Raw genomic sequence first — 17,806 nt, forward strand, 5'->3', positions numbered from 1 at the left:
AGGAAGTTCTGTTCTTACAATGCATGGAAGAGAAACACTCTGATCCCATCGAGGATTTCGTTATGCGAACTTGTATCACGCTTCTGACATTCAGTTGTTTGACGTGTGTCATTGCGACCGACCTTTTTGCTCAAAGCATCTTCATTCGCCGCGGGAATATGGCGGCCGATGCGCTGGCGCTCGAGCACAAAGTCAAGAAGCTCGCGTCGTACGATACGCAGATGAAGACGCTCAACGCGGCCCTGCAAGACCTGGCCGACGAGTCGCAGAAGTTCACGCGCCTGGCGCAGCGGCAGGGAAGCTACTACGCACTGCAGCGCGCGTTCGACCCCGTCATTCAGCGCTACAAGGTCGTGGAGTACACCATCGACAATGCGTCCGATTGGAAACAAGGCAACCCGCGCATGCAGGACTGGCGAAACCTGCAAGACGCATTCGACCAGACCTATTACGACCTCTACGGATATGACCTCCTGGATCCGTACTTCGGCCGCCATCCCGATTTTGCAGCCGTGCCGGTGCAACCGCAGATTCCTTACCGGGTACTGCACCCCGAGCGGCCAAGCTGGCAGGCACCCGGCCTCGAAGCGTATCCGGTCGCACCGATACCAAGCGCTGTAATGCCTTTCTCCGGCAGCATTCGCGGCGTTGGCAATCCGCGGCAGTTCTAGCGTCAAGAAAAGACAAATGGCTGCTTCCCAGCAGGAAGCAGCCATTTGTGTAGCTTCAGCTTGGTCGTACGGTTCGATTAACGACCGTGGCGCCAGTGATGGACGCGGCGGACGTTGTTGCCGTAAAAGTGACCAAAGCGGTTTGGACGCTCGGTGATATCCATCGAACGGATGTGGGATCGGTATTCGGCGCGGGTCATGCCGTGTACGTTATTGGCTTGGAAGCCAAACCAAATTGCGGCGACCAGGGCCATGCTGCAGAGAATGTTTTTTCGTGCTGTTGGAGTCATCGTGAAACCTTTCTATCTATCGATCTTGTCCAGCGACGCGAAAGTCTAGCCTGACATTCGCACAAAGCCAGTCAACCCTGTGCAAATTCACTGAATTATCCATTCGCCCTACATTGCAAAATCGATACCAGAATCACTCCGACGGCTTATTCCGTGTCCAAACGAGCCAATTCAGGTGAAATTGCTTCTAATTCCATCCGCAAAAAGCGTTTTACCTGGTTGGTTGTTTTCATGTCGATCACTTTTTGAACAACGCGCTCGGCGTGCTCGATCGTCGTCAGAATTGCCAACTCCTTGATGGTGGGGATAAACGCAGGGCTCATGCTGAAGCTTCTTAGCCCCATCCCCAGAAGCAGGAGAAAAGCACGTGGTTGGCCGGCCATTTCACCGCAAAGCGTGACTGGCTTTTTGACCTGGTTACAGGCCTCGATCACGTTCTTGAGCGTCATGACCACGGCCGGCGAAAGGGGCTGACATAGGCCGCTCACCTTCGGATTGTCGCGGTCGGCCGCGGTCAAGTACTGCACCAGGTCATTCGACCCAATCGAAACGAAGTCGACCAGTTCCAGCAGGTGATGGATGCAGACCGCGGCGGCAGGCACTTCGAGCATCATGCCCACTTTGACCTTCCCGCGTGGTACGCCTCGTTCGTCGAGCGACTTCTCGGCCTTGCGAACCAAGTGATTCGCTTTACGCATCTCCTCGACATTGGTAATCATGGGGAAGAGCATGTTCACTTCCCCGTCGCTTCCCTCTGGCAGTTCGGCCGCACATCGCATGATCGCGCGTAGCTGCGAGAGGAAAAACTCGGGGTGCTCGAACGAGAGCCGAATGCTTCGCCAACCCATGAAGGGGTTCGCCTCGTTATGGTTGTGCCCCAAGTAGGCGACCGTTTTGTCCCCGCCAATATCGAGCGTACGAATCGTTACGTACTTGTGGGGCGACTTCTGCAGAATCTCTTTGTAAACTTCGTACTGCTCGTCTTCGTCCGGCACATTTTCGTGCGTCAGGTAGAGGTACTCGGTGCGGTACAACCCCACACCGGCGGCTCCCATCGCCGCGGCCGCTTCGACGTCTTTGACGTTGTTGATATTCGCGAGCAGCTTCAGCGGCATCCCATCGCGCGTGACGGCAGGGTGATGCCGATTGGCGGCCAGTTGATCTTTCAGATGGAAAAACTCGCGTTCCAGCTTGCGATAAGCGGCCAGTTCTTCCGGCTCGGGATTGATCGAAACGATCCCTTCGCTGCCATTAACGACGACCGTGTCGCCTGTCTTCACTTTGCGCAGGATCCCCGAGACACCACTTACCGCCGGAATTCCGCGGCTACGGGCAATCAGCGCCGCGTGGCTCGTCTGGCTACCGGCTTGGGTCACGATGCCCCGCACGTCCGCTTCCCCCAAAGCGACGGCCTGGGAAGGGAGTAGTTCGTCGGCGACGACGATCAGGGGACCACTCAGCCCCGACTCTTCGGCGTCGTTCAAGACGTCGGATAGGTATGCACTCAAGCGGACGACCACGTCGCGAATATCGTTCAGACGCTCTTGAAGGTATTCGTCGCCGGTCTTCGAGAAGACTTCCGTGTACTGCTCCATCAATCGATGCAGCGCCGCCGAAGCGGTCAGGTGCTCTTCGACAATCCAGTGCCGAACTTTATTGGTGAATGCAGGATCGCGCAGAATGGTTTGGTGGACGGCGAAAATCGCGCCTTCGTTTTTGCCGATCTGCTTCTCGACCTTGGACTGCAGCGCCGCTAAATCGACGGCCGTACGTTCGCAAGCCTGTTCATACCGCGCAAGCTCCTTCTGCACTTCGTGCTTTTCCAATCGCTTGCGATCGGGATTCACGAAGATCTCTAAAATGCAGTACGCCACCCCAATCGAAACGCCTGGGGAGACTGCTAGTCCTTTTTCCATTCCCGACACGATGGTCTCTCTCTGTAAGCCTGTGGGAAGGTCCGCCTGACGGGGTATTATAGCAGTCCGACCGTCGATGTGCGGCAGGACCGCAACTAAACAGGACATAAAGGCGCGCAATCCGCTACTGAACCCGTAGTTGGATTTAACGCTTGATTATCTCTACGCAGTAGATGGGAAAATGATCCCCGACAATCTGTCACACGCGGATGGGGGATGTCTACTGCTTGTTGCGCAAACGGCACTTTCGATTGCGCGGTGACCGCACATAAAAAAAGCCCACTGCTTCCAGTGGGCTTCTTTGTTGAACGCAAGACACAAGCTTACTTGTGGTTCTCAATCGCACGCTTGAGCGCGGTACCCATGTCGGCAGGGCTTTCGGCGATTTCGACGCCGGCAGCTCGCAGGGCGGCGAACTTTTCATCGGCCGTTCCCTTGCCGCCGCTAATGATCGCACCCGCGTGACCCATACGCTTGCCAGGAGGGGCCGTACGACCGGCGATGAAAGCGGCGACCGGCTTGGTCACGTTTTCCTTGATGTAGGCGGCGGCTTCTTCTTCGGCCGTACCACCAATTTCGCCCATCATCATGATCGCTTCGGTATCGCCATCGTTCTGGTACATTTCCAGCAGGTCGATGAACGACGTACCTACGATCGGGTCACCACCCAGGCCGACGCAGGTCGACTGGCCCAGACCCAGGTTGGTCAGCTGCCAAACGGCTTCGTAGGTCAGCGTACCACTGCGGCTCATCACGCCGACAGGACCCTTCTTGTGAATATAACCCGGCATGATGCCGATCTTGCATTCTTCCGGCGTAATCACGCCAGGGCAGTTCGGACCGATAAGGACCGACTTGCTCTTCTTGACGGTTTCGTAAACGGGAACCATGTCGAGGACCGGTACCCCTTCGGTGATCGCACAGATCACTTCGATACCGGCGTCGACCGCTTCCAGAATGGCATCGGCCGTGAACGGAGGCGGCACGAAGATCATCGTGGCGTTGGCGCCCGTTTCGTTGACCGCTTCTTCCACGGTGTCCCAGACCGGCAGGCCTTCCACCGTTTGGCCCCCTTTGCCCGGCGTGACGCCGCCGACCATCTTGGTGCCGTATTCCTTGCAGCCCTTGGTATGGAACTCGCCGACCTTACCGGTGATGCCCTGACAAATGACTTTGGTGTCTTTGTTGACGAGGATACTCATAATTAGTTTTCAGTTTTCGGTGTTCAGTTTTCAGCAAGATTCCGGGACGCAGCGTCAGTTTTCTTGCGACTGAAAACTGAACACTTCACACTTGCCGCTAAGCGACTGTGGCTACTACCTTCTTCGCAGCATCGGTCAGACCGTCGGCGATGATGATGTCGATACCTGAGTCAGCCAGCATCTTGCGGCCTTCTTCGACTTCGGTTCCTTCCAAGCGAACCACGAGCGGGACGTTGAAGTCGAGCTTCTTGTAAGCTTCCAAAAGTGCACCGGCGATCGTCGTGCAACGCATGATGCCGCCGAAGATATTCACCAGCACGGCCTTCACGTTCTTGTCGTCCAGCAGAATGCTGAACGCCTCGGTCACCTGATCGACGTTGGCACCGCCACCGACGTCCAGGAAGTTGGCTGGCTCGCCGCCGTGCAGCTTGATGATGTCCATCGTGCTCATCGCTAGACCGGCGCCGTTGACCAGGCAGCCGATGTTGCCGTCGAGCTTCACGTAGCTGAGGCCCGTGTTGCCGGCACGCACTTCGGCAGGCTCCTCTTCGGAAAGGTCACGCAGTTCGGCCAGATCCTTGTGACGGAACATGGCGTTCTCGTCGAAGGTCATCTTGCAATCCAGGGCGATCATGCCGCCGTCGCCGGTGATGACCAGCGGGTTGATTTCAGCCAGGGCACAGTCGGTGTCGACGTAAACCTTGCAGAGCCCCTTGATGAACTTCTCAGCGGCGCGGGCAGCCGGACCTTCGATGCCCAGCTTTTTGCACAGCTTGCGTATCTGGTAGCTTTGCGGTCCCAGGGCCGGATTGAAATGTTCTTTAAAGATCTTCTCAGGCGTCTCGGCGGCGACTTCTTCGATCTCGGTACCACCTTCGCTCGACATCATCAGAACCGGCAGCTTGGCGGCTCGGTCGAGCACGATGCCCAGATACAGTTCGCGAGCGATGTCGCAACCTTCTTCGACCAACACCTGGTTGACCTGCTTGCCTTCTGGACCGGTCTGAATCGTGACCAGTTCCTTACCCAGCAGGTTCTTGGCGACGGTGGCGGCTTCTTCGGCCGACTTCACCAATTGCACACCGCGCTGGTCGGCGTTGTCCTTCACGGTTCCTTTACCGCGACCACCGGCGTGGATCTGGGCCTTCACCACGGCGATCTTACCACCCAGTTCGGTGAAAGCGGCACTCGCCTGTTCAGCGGTCTTGGCAACAATGCTGCGGGGTACAGCAACCCCGGCTTGGCGAAGAATTTCCTTCGCCTGGAACTCATGAATCTTCATCGACTTCTTCCAGATGGAATTCGCAACGGTCGAGCAGGAAAAGCCGGATTATACGACTGCGGGAAAAAGAGGGTCAACCAGAGGGGAAGCACTAAAACGTCGCAGGAACCCCTGAAAAGGCCCAGATTAAGAGTGTGGGATTAGGCCAACTAATGGGGAAATGTGCGCTTGTGCCAGCGATGGGTACCCGACTGCACGAGAACTGATAATCGGTGCCCGCTTCCGAGCGAATCGGGCAACCAAAAGTTTTTATCGATAAGAAAACATCTTTACCGAAATCGGCATTACATCCCCGACCGCTGCCCAGCCATTTCTTCCAGGCCAAGCTTTTTCATCTTCTTATACAGCGTCGTGCGGTTGATGCCCAACTGATCGGCCGTTTCATTGCGGTTCCAGCCGTTTGATTCCAGCACCTCGCGGATAATCTGGCGCTCGGGGCCTTCCAGGGCTTCCTTCAATGAGGTCCCAGTGCTTCGGTTGACCGAGACCGGGGCGCCTGAGGCGATCGACGATGGCATGTCGTCTGGCGTGATCTCGTCGTGCTTGCTAAGTAGCACGGCTCGTTCGACCACGTTTTGCAGTTCTCGAACGTTGCCCGGCCATTTGTAACGCTGCAAGGCGGCAACTGCTTCGCTTGAGAAACCATGCACGCGGCGGCCGGTGTCTTGGCAAACTTCCGCCAGGAAGTGATCGGCCAGACGCGGAATATCCGAGATGCGTTCCCGTAGCGGAGGTAGTTCCAGGTTGATGACGTTCACCCGGTAGAACAGGTCCTGACGGAATTCACCACGATCGACCAGGTTGGCCAGGTTTTCGTTGGTTGCCAAAACGACACGCGTATCGATCGTTTCAGTTTCCGTTCCGCCCACTGGCTCAAACTGCAGTTCCTGCAGCACGCGAAGCAGTTTGACCTGCATGCTGAGCGGTGCGGTACCGATTTCGTCGAGGAAGATCGTTCCCTTGTCGGCCGCTTTGAACTTACCGACCTTATTTCCAGTAGCACCGGTGAACGAACCGGCCACGTGACCGAACAGTTCGCTCTCGAGCAGGTTTTCCGGCAACGCACCACAGGCCACTTCGATGAACGGTTGGTCGCGGCGATTGCTGCGGCGATGGATGGCCCGAGCCAGCAGCGATTTACCGGTTCCGCTTTCACCGGTGATCAAAACGGTGGCGCGCGTGTCGGCGACGCTGTCGACCATGTCGAAAATGCGTAACATTCGGTGATCATGGCCAATAATATTTTCCAGTCCGAATCGCAAATCGAGCTGCTGCTTTAATTGCTGATTCTCCTGCATTACCTTTTGTTGCGAGAGTGCCCGCTGGATGGCCATTTCCAGTTCTTCGTCGATCAACGGTTTCGTCAGCAGGTCGAAAGCACCAGCCCTGAGGGCCTCGATCCCGGTTTCCACGGTTCCGTAACCGGTAATCATGATCACTGTGGTACCCGGGTGATGGGTGTGGCAATGTCGCAACACATCAAAGCCATCTTCGTCTCCCAAACGGACATCGGCCAGGATCAGGTCGTACGGGCGATCATCGATCAGGGCGATCGCTTGATTCAGGTTGGAGGCCTGATCGACTGCATAACCGATTTCGCGCAGCCAACTTCCCATCGATTCCAAGACATGGCGGTCGTCGTCAATCAGCAGCAGTTGAGCTTGATTCATGATGGGAATATCCAGGGAAAACGTTCTGATTCTATCTCTCAATTGGGGGGAGAGCTTCTGCGAGACAACACGTGTCGCAAATTCTCCACATCTATCTATTTATCTAGGTCACGCATTCACCCTGGTCAAAACAATGTGGCAATTTGTAGACACCCCCCGACGTGACCTGATATCCCGCCGTGGAAAAACACACCCTTCGGATAGGCGGCAATTCCCCCCTTAAAAGTTCTGAAAAGCCCTAGATTTACTACGTCTAGCGGGTGCGGAACATCGCAAAAAGGGGCACATCACGGGCAACCACACTGGTAATGCCTTCACTGGGGGTTAATATGGGGACAAGGCAGCGTCGATAAACGCAAGGTTATCGCGGATATGCAGTTAGCGAGATTTTTGGCGTTTTCAAAAAAAGCGTCTGACTCGCACCGGGTGGGGAATACTGCTCCGAGAAGCCGCTCACATCAACCACCCTCGTTTCAGTGTGAAAGGTTCTTATGTCCATTAATGTGTTGGTTGTCGACGATCATGAAGTCGTTCGCAGCGGCTTAGCGTGTCTCTTCCGAGGTACCGATATTGAAGTCGTCGGGGAAGCTGTTGATGGAAATGATGCCGTAGAGAAGGCACTCCAGCATAAGCCTGATGTTGTTCTCATGGATATCCGCATGCCGGAAATGGACGGCTTAGCTGCTCTGGAAAAGCTACAGTCCGACGCACCCGGCACGCCGGTCGTTATGCTCAGCACTTACGACAACCCAACTTACGTCGCACGTGGCGTTGCTTTGGGCGCAGTCGATTACGTCCTGAAGGGTTCGCCTCGCGAAATGATCATTAATGCGATCCACAACGCTGCTAGCGGTGGCAAGCAGCCTGAGGGAAGCGTCATGTCGCGCGTCAAAGGCACCATGGCCAAGCGTCATGATGCCAAGAACAGCGAGTTCCCTTTAACCAATCGCGAAATGCAAGTGCTTCGGCACCTGGCTCTGGGTCTCAGCAATCGTGAAATTGGTCGCTCGCTAAGCATTAGCATCGAAACGGTCAAGGAACACGTGCAGAACATTCTGCGCAAGGTTGACGTCACCGACCGTACCCAGGCCGCAGTCTGGGCCGTACGTCAGGGGCTCGTCTAACAACCGCCCCGCTTCGTTCGGCTTAAGCCTACCCTGCTGCAATCCCGGCAGGGTTTTTTATGCGCCCTCGGTAAATCCTGGACGCAGGGCCTGAGGTGAAGTACTGTGCAGATCTTGCCGCGATTCATCTCACCTTCCACCTCCAGGTTTCATCATGCCTGTTCCGCGCACCGCTATAATTGCTATCGTGTTGTCACTCTTGGGCACGTTAAGCGCAGACGAGCCGTGGAAGCGACATACGATCGATAACACATCACGGGGCGCTGATGGCGTGCGGCCGCAAGACGTCAACGGCGATGGCCTGCCCGATTTATGCACCGGATGGGAAGAGGGGAGCGTCATCCGGGCATATCTGCATCCAGGTCATGCAAACGTCAAAAAGCCCTGGCCAGCCGTGACGGTCGGCAAGGTAAAGAGCCCCGAAGATGCCGTCTTCATGGACGTCAACGGCGACGGAACTTTCGATGTGGTCTCGTCGTGCGAGGGAAAGCAGCAAACGGTCTTCGTGCACCTGGCTCCCACGAACCCAGAAGACTATCTACGGCCAAATGCCTGGAAAACGCAACCGATCGCAGCTTCCGAGAATCAATCGCGCTGGATGTTCGCGCTCCCCTGGCAGATTGAAAAGGGAAGGGACCCGGAATTGATCGCTGGTTCGAAAGCACCCAATGGCGCGGTGGGCATCTTTCGCCAGGATGTTGCGGCCACATGGAGTTGGCACAAGCTGACCGATGCCGGCTGGATCATGTCCCTCGTGTCGGAAGACATCAACCAGGACGGCCAGGCCGATCTCCTCTTTAGCGACCGCAAAGGAAAGCAGCGGGGCGTTTACTGGATCGACCTGTCCCGCGAAAAACGATCGCAGACGCCGAATCTGATCGGTGGAGCCGGCCACGAAGTGATGTTCCTCGACGCAGCCGACCTCGATCAGGATGGGCATCGTGACGTGGTGTGCACGACCTATGGCGATACGATCCTATGGCTGCGCCGCACCGGCAGCGATCCGGTCTTCGAGCAAATCGAAATCCTCATGCCGGCAAACACCGGCACCGGCAAGTCCGTTCGCGTCGCCGACGTCAATCTCGATGGGCAAAATAATCTGGTCATCAGCTGTGGCAATTCCGGCAAAAAGCACGGCGTGATGTGGATGCAGAAGAGAGAAGGGGAGTGGATCGCCCACACGATTAGTGGAACCGAGGAAGGCATCAAGTTTGATCTTCTTCAGCTGATCGATCTCGATGGAGATGGCGACCTGGATGTGCTGACCTGTGAGGAACGCGACAACCTGGGTGTTATCTGGTACGAGAACCCGACGCGTTAACGCAGGCCGGGGATTTTCGGAATGTTGACGCCACTGGGCCGCTCGCCCGAGACGTCGATCGACTTGCCGTCGTCGACCTGGAACTTTCTGGTTTCAGGCCAGTACTGAATCTTTCCGGCTGTCAACGTCTGCCGCGAACCGCCGATCCGCTGCTGGTGAATCAATTGCGCCGCGTTGCGTCCGTTGCCAGTCATCGTCAACAGGTGTTTATCGGTCGAATAGCTGATGCGGTCGGCCCAGGCACTGAACATCTTTCCTTGAACTTCGCTATTGCCCATCGCCAGGATCTCGCCGCCGCTGAGGCCTGATTGCTTATCATGCTGAACCACGGTCAATTGGTCGCAGCGAAGCGTGACGTCGGTAGCATTCATCGCGACTGGGTTCTGCAGATCAATCTCGTCGTCCCACGACTTCACAGGGCCATAGTAGGCACGGTCGACCTTGTGGAACGTGACCTCTTTGCGATGCACATTGCCGCTGATATGACTGACGAAGTCGACACGCAGAAACGTGAGCTGCTTCTCATCGACAGGCTTCATCGGTGCTGGTTGCCCAGGAATCTGAGCGTTGGGACTGCCCAACATGACCGTCTTGGCCGTCCCGGGACCTTGCGCCTGAATGTCGCCGGTCTCTTGATTGATGGACAAAGTCTTCCCTTCGAATTGATCCACCGACTTGAGAACGCCCAGTTCGACGTTGCGATTGTACAACTGCACGCCCCCGGAACATTCCACGCGTTTGGCGCTCAAGGCCTTGTTGGCGCTGGTATCGGTAAAGCTGATCGGACGGTTCAAGGTGATCGTCAGGCGAGCCGTGTTCAGATGGCTTTGACGTCCCTGGATTTTGACGGCCCGATCGAACGTGATCTGATCGTGTTGGGCTTCGAGCCCTCCTTGCCACTGCACGTTGAAGTACTCCGGCACCGCCAGCTTGCGTCCCTGGAAGTCGCGTTCCAAAGGAAACTCGAGCGTGCCGGGGCCATCGGTCCAGATGCGTCCTTGCAGCTGGTTCACGCGTAGGCGACCACTTCGCATGATCAGACCACGTCCCGAAACAACGGCCGGTTCGCCGGTAACGTGAATTTCCGCGTTGTTTTCGGTCGCGTTCAACAGCTGCACGACGTTGCCCCGGACCATGAAGGGATCGACCAGACCTTCCCCTTCCGGCATCTCAGCCATTTGCACTTGTCCCGAGATCTGAGCCGAATCGAGGTACGACTTCTGCCCATCAAAGCGAACGACCAATTGAATCGTTTCGCCGGAGAGACGGAACCGGGTTGGCTTCTCTGCGGCAGTTTGCGTTTGTCCCGGCTGCTGTTGAGGTGTGCCGCTCATGGGTGTGCCGGGCGCGCCCGGTGCCGGCCCGATTGGCAGCTTGCCAGGCTCGTTCCCCTGGGCAACTTGGGGCCCGTCGAATTGAAACCATGTCTTGATCTCATTCGTGCGCCCGACCAGTTGGGGCGTATCGATCGAGATGCGTCCCGTGCCGTGCAGCCGACTGGGGATGAGCTTCTGTTTCTTTTCCCCTGGCGGGGTCACGTCTTGCAGGAAGACGAACAGCTTGTCGCCAGAGATTTGTCCCTTCTTGTCGACCGAAACCGTCGCGTTGCCTTCCACCGCAACGGCATACTCTCCGTTTTGTGGTTCTATCCGAAACTGGTCCTGCCACGAAAGCCGACTCGTTTCGTTCGGATCTTTGTCGTTCAAGTTGCCGGTGAAGACCCCGGGACCAGCCGACCAGACGCGTCCCAAGTGGCTTGGGTTGTCCCCCAGTTCATACATCAGGTGAGGCGACTCGCAGCGATACTTATCCTTGGTGAGGATCGCGTTGGGACTTCCTTTGACTTCGATCCGTTTCTTGACCAGGTCATAAATCAACTGCCCCCCTTCGGCATTCGCCGAAACGCTGGTGGCCGACAAACGAAACGGATTTCCGACCGCCACCAGGCGCTGCATCTTCAGCTTGGCGGTTTGCGATTCCGGGTCCCCCTCTTGGTAGGCTGCCGCGGTTTGCTCAAGCGGTGCGGCAGGGGCTTCTTTCTGGAAGTGAACCTCCAAGAGGTCGGCTTCCAGTTGATCGGTCACGCCGGAAGCAACCAAGCGACGTACTTGGACTTGATCGCGAAAGGTCGCCACCCGGTGCGAACCATCGAAGACGAACGGCCCCAGGCAGCGGATCTCAACCGGTGCCGAAGCATACATCTGGCTCGATTGCTCGCGCATGCCGGGGATCTCGGCCGCATTGCCTAGCAGCCCGCGACCTTCAGTCGAAAGGACGATCCGGTCGACATGAACCAGTTCCAGAATGGAAAGGCCTGAGATGTTCGGCCCCTTCTGTTGACCACGATTGGGGCCTTCCTCAAACTGCGCGATCAGGTGGCGTCCGCTTCCCTGGTGCTTACCCATTTGGAACTGGACGTCTCTTTTGGTTTCAATCCGATTGGAAGCCAGCATCACGTCGGAGGTCAGCACGTTTAGCGGTTCGTGATGTCCATCGGCACTCTTGCGTGTGATCTGCACGTTGCCCAGCAACTGCCCACCCACCAGGTCACCGATCTTCCCAAATGCCAGGTTCAGTTCCGAGAACTGCAGAATAGCCTTTTCCGCATTCAAGATGACAACCGGTTTATCCCACTTGTCCTGCTCGGCATCGTTCTCGAAGGCGATGATCGTCAGCGGTTCCAACTCCAGGCGATTCTCTCCCACTTCGTGAAAGTCTTTCATCAAGAGCATGATGTTGTTGCTCTCGAGAACTTTCGTCGAACCAAGCTGCCAACTGCGCGGCGAGAAGTAGAGTGCCAGTTTTTGTTTCTGCTGCCCCAGAAAGTCGACGGTAGGGACGGCCGTGGTGTCGTTTTCTTTGATCGTCGGCTCGATCCAGGGAACAAACGTCATCTGATAAGTGACGGCGATCGCCACCATCACGCCAAATACGACCACGACGTGCACGGCCTGCCCGATGAGCGTTGGGGGGTGCCACGTGTCTTGTTGAATGGCTGCCGTCAAATCTCGCTTCCATGCTTAATAAGTGTGGATGATGTCGTTCCAGACTTTCTTCGCTTTGAGGATGACCTCGATCACCTCGCGAATCGCTCCTTTGCCGCCAGGCGTCTTGGTCACGTAGTCGGCGGCTTCCTTTACCTCTTCCACCGCGTCAGCAACCGCAATCCCCAGACCTGCCAGACGAATCACTCCGAGATCGATCAAATCGTCTCCGACGAAGGCCAGTTGTTCGGGCTTGAGGTCAAACTTCTTGAGCACCTCTTGAGCCACCGTCGCTTTGTCGGTGATTCCTTGCCGGACGATGTCCATGCTCAATTCTTGAGCACGCAGACGCACGACCTGGGAATTGCGTCCCGTGATCAAGCCGCATTTGAAGCCGGCCTGACGCCATAGTTTAAAGCCAAGTCCGTCCCGAATATGGAACTGCTTCGACTCGACTCCTTCGTTGTTCAATATCACGCCGCCGTCGGTCAGCACGCCGTCGACATCGGTCAACAACAGTTCAACTGCCTGGCATCGCTGTTCCAGATTCATCTACGCCCCTCGCTCGTCTTGGTTCGGATAACGGATCTTCAAAGTGGGCCGCACGGCTGGTTCCTCGGCGGCATCGCAGGGAACCTGACCCACCATATCCGTCACATCCAACATACCAAGTGGACGCCCCTGGGCATCGATCACCGGCAATTCGCTGATCTTTTCGTTCGCCAGGCGATGCAGAGCTGCCTGAAAGCGGGTGCCAGCGGTCGTTGTCTTGGGACGCGTCGTCATGACCGTGGAAATCGACGCGTTGATGTCGACCATGTCATCCCGCTCGAACAAACGGGCCAGGTCGCTATCGGTAAAGATGCCGGACAATCGTCCATCGGCATCGATCAACATGACCGCCCCGGTACGACGACCGTGCACGCGAACCTTCTGAAAGACTTCGCGAATCGATAGCTGGTCGGATGCCACACGGCACTGCGCAAGTGGACGCATCTTTTCTTCCACCAACGCCAACTTGCGACCGAGACTTCCGCCGGGGTGATAACGGGCAAAGTCTTCCGGGCGAAAGCCGCGATGCTCGCTCACCGTGATTGCCAGCGCGTCTCCCAGCGCCAGCATCGCCGCCGTGCTGGCTGTTGGGGCGAGATTAAGCGGGCAGGCTTCGATAATGCCACCGAGTTCCAGCACCACCGATGCCGCTTTGCCGAGTGTATTTTCCGCTGAAGAGGTCATCGCGATGAGCGTCGCACCGAGACCTTGTAAGATCGGCAGCAACCGCACGACTTCTTCCGTTTCACCACTTTGCGAAAGCATCAGCACGACGTCTTGTTCACCAACGCGGCCAAGATCGCCATGGATCGCTTCCGCCGGATGCAGGAAATGACTGCGTGTACCGGTCGAAGCAAACGTCGCCGCCAGCTTCGTCCCGACGTGACCTGCTTTGCCGATCCCACTAACGATCACATCGCCGCGGCAGTTCAAAATCATTTCAACAGCGCTGGCAAAACGATCGTCCAGCGACTGGGCCACGCGCAGCATCACGTCGGCTTCGTGCCGAATGGCGGCTTGCCCTTGCTCGATCCAGCGAGATCGAGGTGCGGCGATCTCGTCCCTGCGAATGAGAGAACTCATGACACGTGTCTTCCTTGACTTGGTCATTGGTAACGTGGCCTGGGTCTACGGAGACAACCCAAGCGGGGCGATTCTACGGCTTTTGCTCAAATGCCTCAACAGAAACCAGGTGAGGCGAAATTTGCCTCATTTTGAGACAAGACGTCTCAGATCGACAGCACGTAAGAAATATTAGTCAAGTTCGATACGAGAATTTTTGCGGTAAGAAGTATAGTGACCATAACAGCTTATATCGAACAGCGCGGTCATCGGGGCATTTTCTTCGAATCTGGCTTGGGGTTTGCAGTGTTTAACCTTTTGGCAGAAGAGGCGAACTACACGCTGAGCGCGCGCGTCAAAGTAGATTGCGACCCCCCTCGCATGCCCAACCGATTTGAGGGAACGATCGATGATAGAGCTATCCAAGTTAGGTCCGTTTGCCCTGGAGAACCGCCTCGGCAACGACCCTGACAGTCATGTATTTCATGGCTTTCATCTCAAACAAAAACGTCAAGCGGTCGTTTGCATTCTGCCTGAACGATACGCTGAAAATCCTCGGGCACGACAACGGCTCGAGAAGCGTAGTCGTCAGTTGATGAAGTTGAATCATCCCAACATCGTGCGTTATCACGGGGCGGGGATCGATCAGGGGATTCCGTTCTTCGCTCTCGACTTCGTCGATGGGATCAGCCTTCAGCAGTATCTCGAACAGCACGGTCCCCTTCCGTGGGAAACCGTGGTCGAGATTGGACTGCAGGTATGTGCCGCCCTGGCAGCATCGCATCACATGAACATTCACCACTTGGATGTTCGACCGGCTCATATTTTGCTTTCCGGTGCCGGATTGACCGATCCACGCAAGCCGCTGACCGTTCAGCTGACCAGCTTCTGGGCCGACCCACGCTGGCGGCGATCGTCGCTGCTGCTATTCCCGAAAGATCGCCAACAGTACCTTTCGCCTGAGCAGTTTGAAGATCCCCAGTACGTCGATGATGCCACCGACATCTTCTCGCTGGGATGCGTCTTCTATGAGATGATCACCGGCAAGCTGCCCTTCAATCCGTTGGCCTCCGGCGACGAGCGATGGAAACTGCCTGAACGGCCGGCGTCGTTGGAACTCGATTGCCCCGTGTGGCTCGATCGGGTCATCATGCGGATGATCGAAATCATGCCCGATCGCCGTCCGCCCGACATCGATTCGGTCGCGGCTGGCCTGCGCGAATCCCAAGACGCGGTGGCTCGCGGCATGAGTGCGATCGAGCATGCCTTGGTCGGCAACAACGGCCGCGAGAGCATCATCGACATCGGTATCGACCGCAGCGAAGCCGAGAAGCTGCTCCACAAGCCCGTGAGTCACGAACGGGGGTCGTTCTTCAACAGCCGAATCTTCCTGGGACTAGCATTGATCGTGGTGATCGGAGCACTGGTTTGGTTGCTTCGACCACTTAACGATGCCCAGCTTTACGCACGAGCCGAACCGTTGATGCTCACCGACGACACGACCAAGTGGCGTGAGGCCGAGACTAATTACATTCAGCCCCTGCTAGAGCGTTACCCTGATAGCGAGTACGCCGACGAGGCGCAAAACTGGCTCGACATGATTCAAATGGAACGCGCCGAAGCTCGCCTGGCGATCAGTCTGCGCATGGGTCGCGAGTTCCGCAGCGATGCCGAACGCCGCCTGGCGAATGCTCGGGGCTTGGAAGAAAATGGCAATCACCTGGGAGCCTGGCATCAGTATGACATGATTCTGGAAGAACTGCCGGAGACGGTCGACAACCGCCCTTATCATTTGATCGCCAAGCGAGAGATCAATCGACTGCAGCACTTGCGAGTCACCGGCAAGGTTCAGAACTCGTCACTCAATGACTTCGTCCTTCAGGCCGAAGAGATGACCGTTTCAGGCGACGTGAAGAGAGGTCGCGAGATCTTCCGCCGAATCGTTTCGTTGTATCAAGAGTCGCCTGACGGGGCCGGTGCCGTGGAACTCGCCAAGAGCGAGCTTGCCAAGCCGATCTCGATGTCGGCCACGAAGGAAGGAAACTCGGCCAAGACCAAGGTCGCTCAGGAAACCGATACCCCGCAGGAAGTTCGTAAGCCGGACCTGAATTCGGCCGAAGCGCCGGCCGACGCAGGGCCGGTGATGCCAACTCCTGTGACGGATCCAGCATCCGATGCGGCGCCTTCCACCAGCGAGATCGACCTTTCGGAAACGGCTTCGCCGGAAGCTGGCCCGATTGAAGAGAAGCCCGTGAAACGAGCACCTTTGTTTCCCGTGAACCCAGGCTTCTCTGGCGATTCGTCCGAGCTTTAACCGCAAGTCACGCAGCGAATAATTCCCAGGCAAAGGCCTGTCGAAACATGCGTTCGACAGGCCTTTGGCTTTTATACCGGCTGTAATGATTCTGACGCCAACCCCCTCTCTCTGGCGTGGGGATTACCGTAACCATCTAGCGGCCCCGATTGGTTTCTCGGCTTAAGTTTCAAGTGAGCCAAGCTACGTTTCGCATGCGGAGCGTTTACCGCTATTTACCCTCAGGTTAGGACCACGCCGGAATGCTCCGCGTTTTGGAAATCAACGAAACCCAGGATCTATCCTACGTGCGATGCAATTGGCATCGACTGTGGGAATCGACACCGGGCGCGACGTTCTTTCAAACGCTCGAGTGGCTGCAGATCTATTGGAAACACTTTGGCGAAGGCAAACTGCTGCGCGTGCTGCTGGTTCTCGACGGAGAGCGCCTGGTCGGCGTGGTACCGTTTGTCGTGGTCAAAGAACCGACGCGCCTGGGCAAATTGCGTGTGCTGACCTACCCACTTGCCGATTGGGGTACCCACTTCAGCGTCCTCGCCGAGAACCCTCACGAGACGCTCCGACGTGCCCTACAGCATGTCCAGATGACGCCCCGCAACTGGGACATGATCGACCTGCGTTGGCTTGCCGAGGAAGACCTGGAGGTCAATCTGACCAGCGATGCAATGACCGAGGCCGGCTACACACCCAACCCAGGCGTCTGGAAGGAAACGGTCTTTATTGACTTTGAAGGGTCTTGGGATGATTACCTGCGATCGCGTAGCCCCAAACTGCGCAGTGATATTCGTCGCAAACTCAAGAAGTTCGATCAGCCCGGCCGCATTCACCTCGAACGATACCGTCCTTTGGGAAAAGCGGCGGGGGACTGCAACCCTCGCTGGGACCTTTACAATCAGGCCACATCGATCGCCGAAAAGAGTTGGCAGGGACACTCGACCACCGGGACAACTATTTCCCATCGACCGATTCGACGGTACATCAAAGACTGTCATGTCGCCGCGACCGAACTGGGCATGCTCGACCTGGCGATGCTTTACCTCGACTGCAAGCCAATCGGCTTCTGCTATAACTACTGCTCCGATGGCCACATCTTCGGTCTGCGTCGCGGCGATGCGCCCGAAGCTCGCGAACATGGGCTCGGTACGGCCCTGACGGCCATCCTGATCCGCGATAGTTTTGAGCGTGGTGACAAGTCGCTCGACATGGGCCCCGGTTCCTTCGAGGCGAAGCGGCGCTGGATGACGCGAATCGCGACCGTTGGCCGCATGACCCACTACCCCATGCTGGCCCCTCGAGCCCAGATTCTTCGCCTGAAGCATTGGCTTCAAACCTGTCACGACCGTAAGACAGGACGCCTGCGAACGGCCTTGGAAGAGAAACAAGGTCCTCTCTAAGCTAGCAACACTTCTTCAGATTTG

General features: G+C 56.7%; 13 protein-coding genes. 5 read left to right on the forward strand and 8 right to left on the reverse strand.

What is annotated here, in order from left to right; genetic code table 11:
• Window positions 1-62: 62 nt before the first annotated feature.
• Entirely contained in the window at window positions 63-671 is a 609-nt protein-coding gene (locus Pan97_RS24995; RefSeq protein WP_144977611.1) for a hypothetical protein, read from the forward strand.
• 77 nt (window positions 672-748) lie between these two features.
• Here the strand turns inward: Pan97_RS24995 and Pan97_RS25000 are convergent, their stop codons facing one another.
• The 5 genes from Pan97_RS25000 to Pan97_RS25020 all read right to left on the reverse strand — a co-directional run bounded on the left by Pan97_RS25000 (window position 749) and on the right by Pan97_RS25020 (window position 7,034).
• The gene (locus Pan97_RS25000; protein ID WP_144977613.1) at window positions 749-961 is read right to left on the reverse strand and encodes a hypothetical protein; all 213 of its coding nucleotides are present in this window, start codon (window positions 959-961) and stop codon (window positions 749-751) included.
• Between the two features lie 146 nt (window positions 962-1,107).
• Complete coding sequence (gene ptsP / locus Pan97_RS25005) at window positions 1,108-2,877, reverse strand: phosphoenolpyruvate--protein phosphotransferase (protein WP_144977615.1); 1,770 nt, start codon at window positions 2,875-2,877, stop codon at window positions 1,108-1,110.
• Window positions 2,878-3,200: 323 nt separating this feature from the next.
• A complete protein-coding gene (sucD, locus tag Pan97_RS25010) occupies window positions 3,201-4,079 on the reverse strand; it encodes a succinate--CoA ligase subunit alpha (RefSeq protein ID WP_144977617.1) in 879 nt (292 codons plus the stop codon).
• 97 nt (window positions 4,080-4,176) lie between these two features.
• Window positions 4,177-5,361, reverse strand: a complete 1,185-nt coding sequence (gene sucC / locus Pan97_RS25015) for an ADP-forming succinate--CoA ligase subunit beta (RefSeq protein ID WP_144977618.1) — start codon at window positions 5,359-5,361, stop codon at window positions 4,177-4,179.
• A 284-nt stretch (window positions 5,362-5,645) separates the two neighbouring features.
• Window positions 5,646-7,034 (reverse strand): sigma-54-dependent transcriptional regulator, encoded by a 1,389-nt coding sequence (locus tag Pan97_RS25020; protein ID WP_144978656.1) that lies wholly within the window; start codon window positions 7,032-7,034, stop codon window positions 5,646-5,648.
• Window positions 7,035-7,522: 488 nt separating this feature from the next.
• Here Pan97_RS25020 and Pan97_RS25025 point away from each other — a divergent pair, with 488 nt between their 5' ends.
• Window positions 7,523-8,155, forward strand: coding sequence for a response regulator transcription factor (locus Pan97_RS25025; RefSeq protein ID WP_144977620.1), 633 nt, complete (start codon window positions 7,523-7,525; stop codon window positions 8,153-8,155).
• A gap of 187 nt (window positions 8,156-8,342) precedes the next feature.
• Complete coding sequence (locus Pan97_RS25030; protein WP_165698968.1) at window positions 8,343-9,476, forward strand: FG-GAP repeat domain-containing protein; 1,134 nt, start codon at window positions 8,343-8,345, stop codon at window positions 9,474-9,476.
• Here the strand turns inward: Pan97_RS25030 and Pan97_RS25035 are convergent.
• The 3 genes from Pan97_RS25035 to Pan97_RS25045 are packed head-to-tail and all read right to left on the reverse strand — an operon-like array spanning window position 9,473 to window position 14,095.
• Window positions 9,473-12,481: an LptA/OstA family protein gene (locus tag Pan97_RS25035; protein WP_144977624.1), complete on the reverse strand. Its 3,009-nt coding sequence runs from the start codon at window positions 12,479-12,481 to the stop codon at window positions 9,473-9,475. The two genes, Pan97_RS25030 and Pan97_RS25035, sit on opposite strands and share 4 nt — an antisense overlap.
• 15 nt (window positions 12,482-12,496) lie before the next feature.
• Window positions 12,497-13,012: a KdsC family phosphatase gene (locus tag Pan97_RS25040; protein ID WP_144977626.1), complete on the reverse strand. Its 516-nt coding sequence runs from the start codon at window positions 13,010-13,012 to the stop codon at window positions 12,497-12,499.
• Window positions 13,013-14,095 carry a KpsF/GutQ family sugar-phosphate isomerase gene (locus Pan97_RS25045; protein ID WP_144977628.1) on the reverse strand — a complete coding sequence of 361 codons (1,083 nt, stop codon included), beginning with the start codon at window positions 14,093-14,095 and terminating at the stop codon, window positions 13,013-13,015.
• 388 nt (window positions 14,096-14,483) lie between these two features.
• Here Pan97_RS25045 and Pan97_RS25050 point away from each other — a divergent pair, with 388 nt between their 5' ends.
• A complete protein-coding gene (locus Pan97_RS25050; protein WP_144977630.1) occupies window positions 14,484-16,388 on the forward strand; it encodes a protein kinase domain-containing protein in 1,905 nt (634 codons plus the stop codon).
• A 242-nt stretch (window positions 16,389-16,630) separates the two neighbouring features.
• Entirely contained in the window at window positions 16,631-17,782 is a 1,152-nt protein-coding gene (locus Pan97_RS25055) for a GNAT family N-acetyltransferase (protein ID WP_144977632.1), read from the forward strand.
• Window positions 17,783-17,806: the final 24 nt, after the last annotated feature.

Source organism: Bremerella volcania, assembly GCF_007748115.1.
GTDB lineage: Bacteria > Planctomycetota > Planctomycetia > Pirellulales > Pirellulaceae > Bremerella > Bremerella volcania.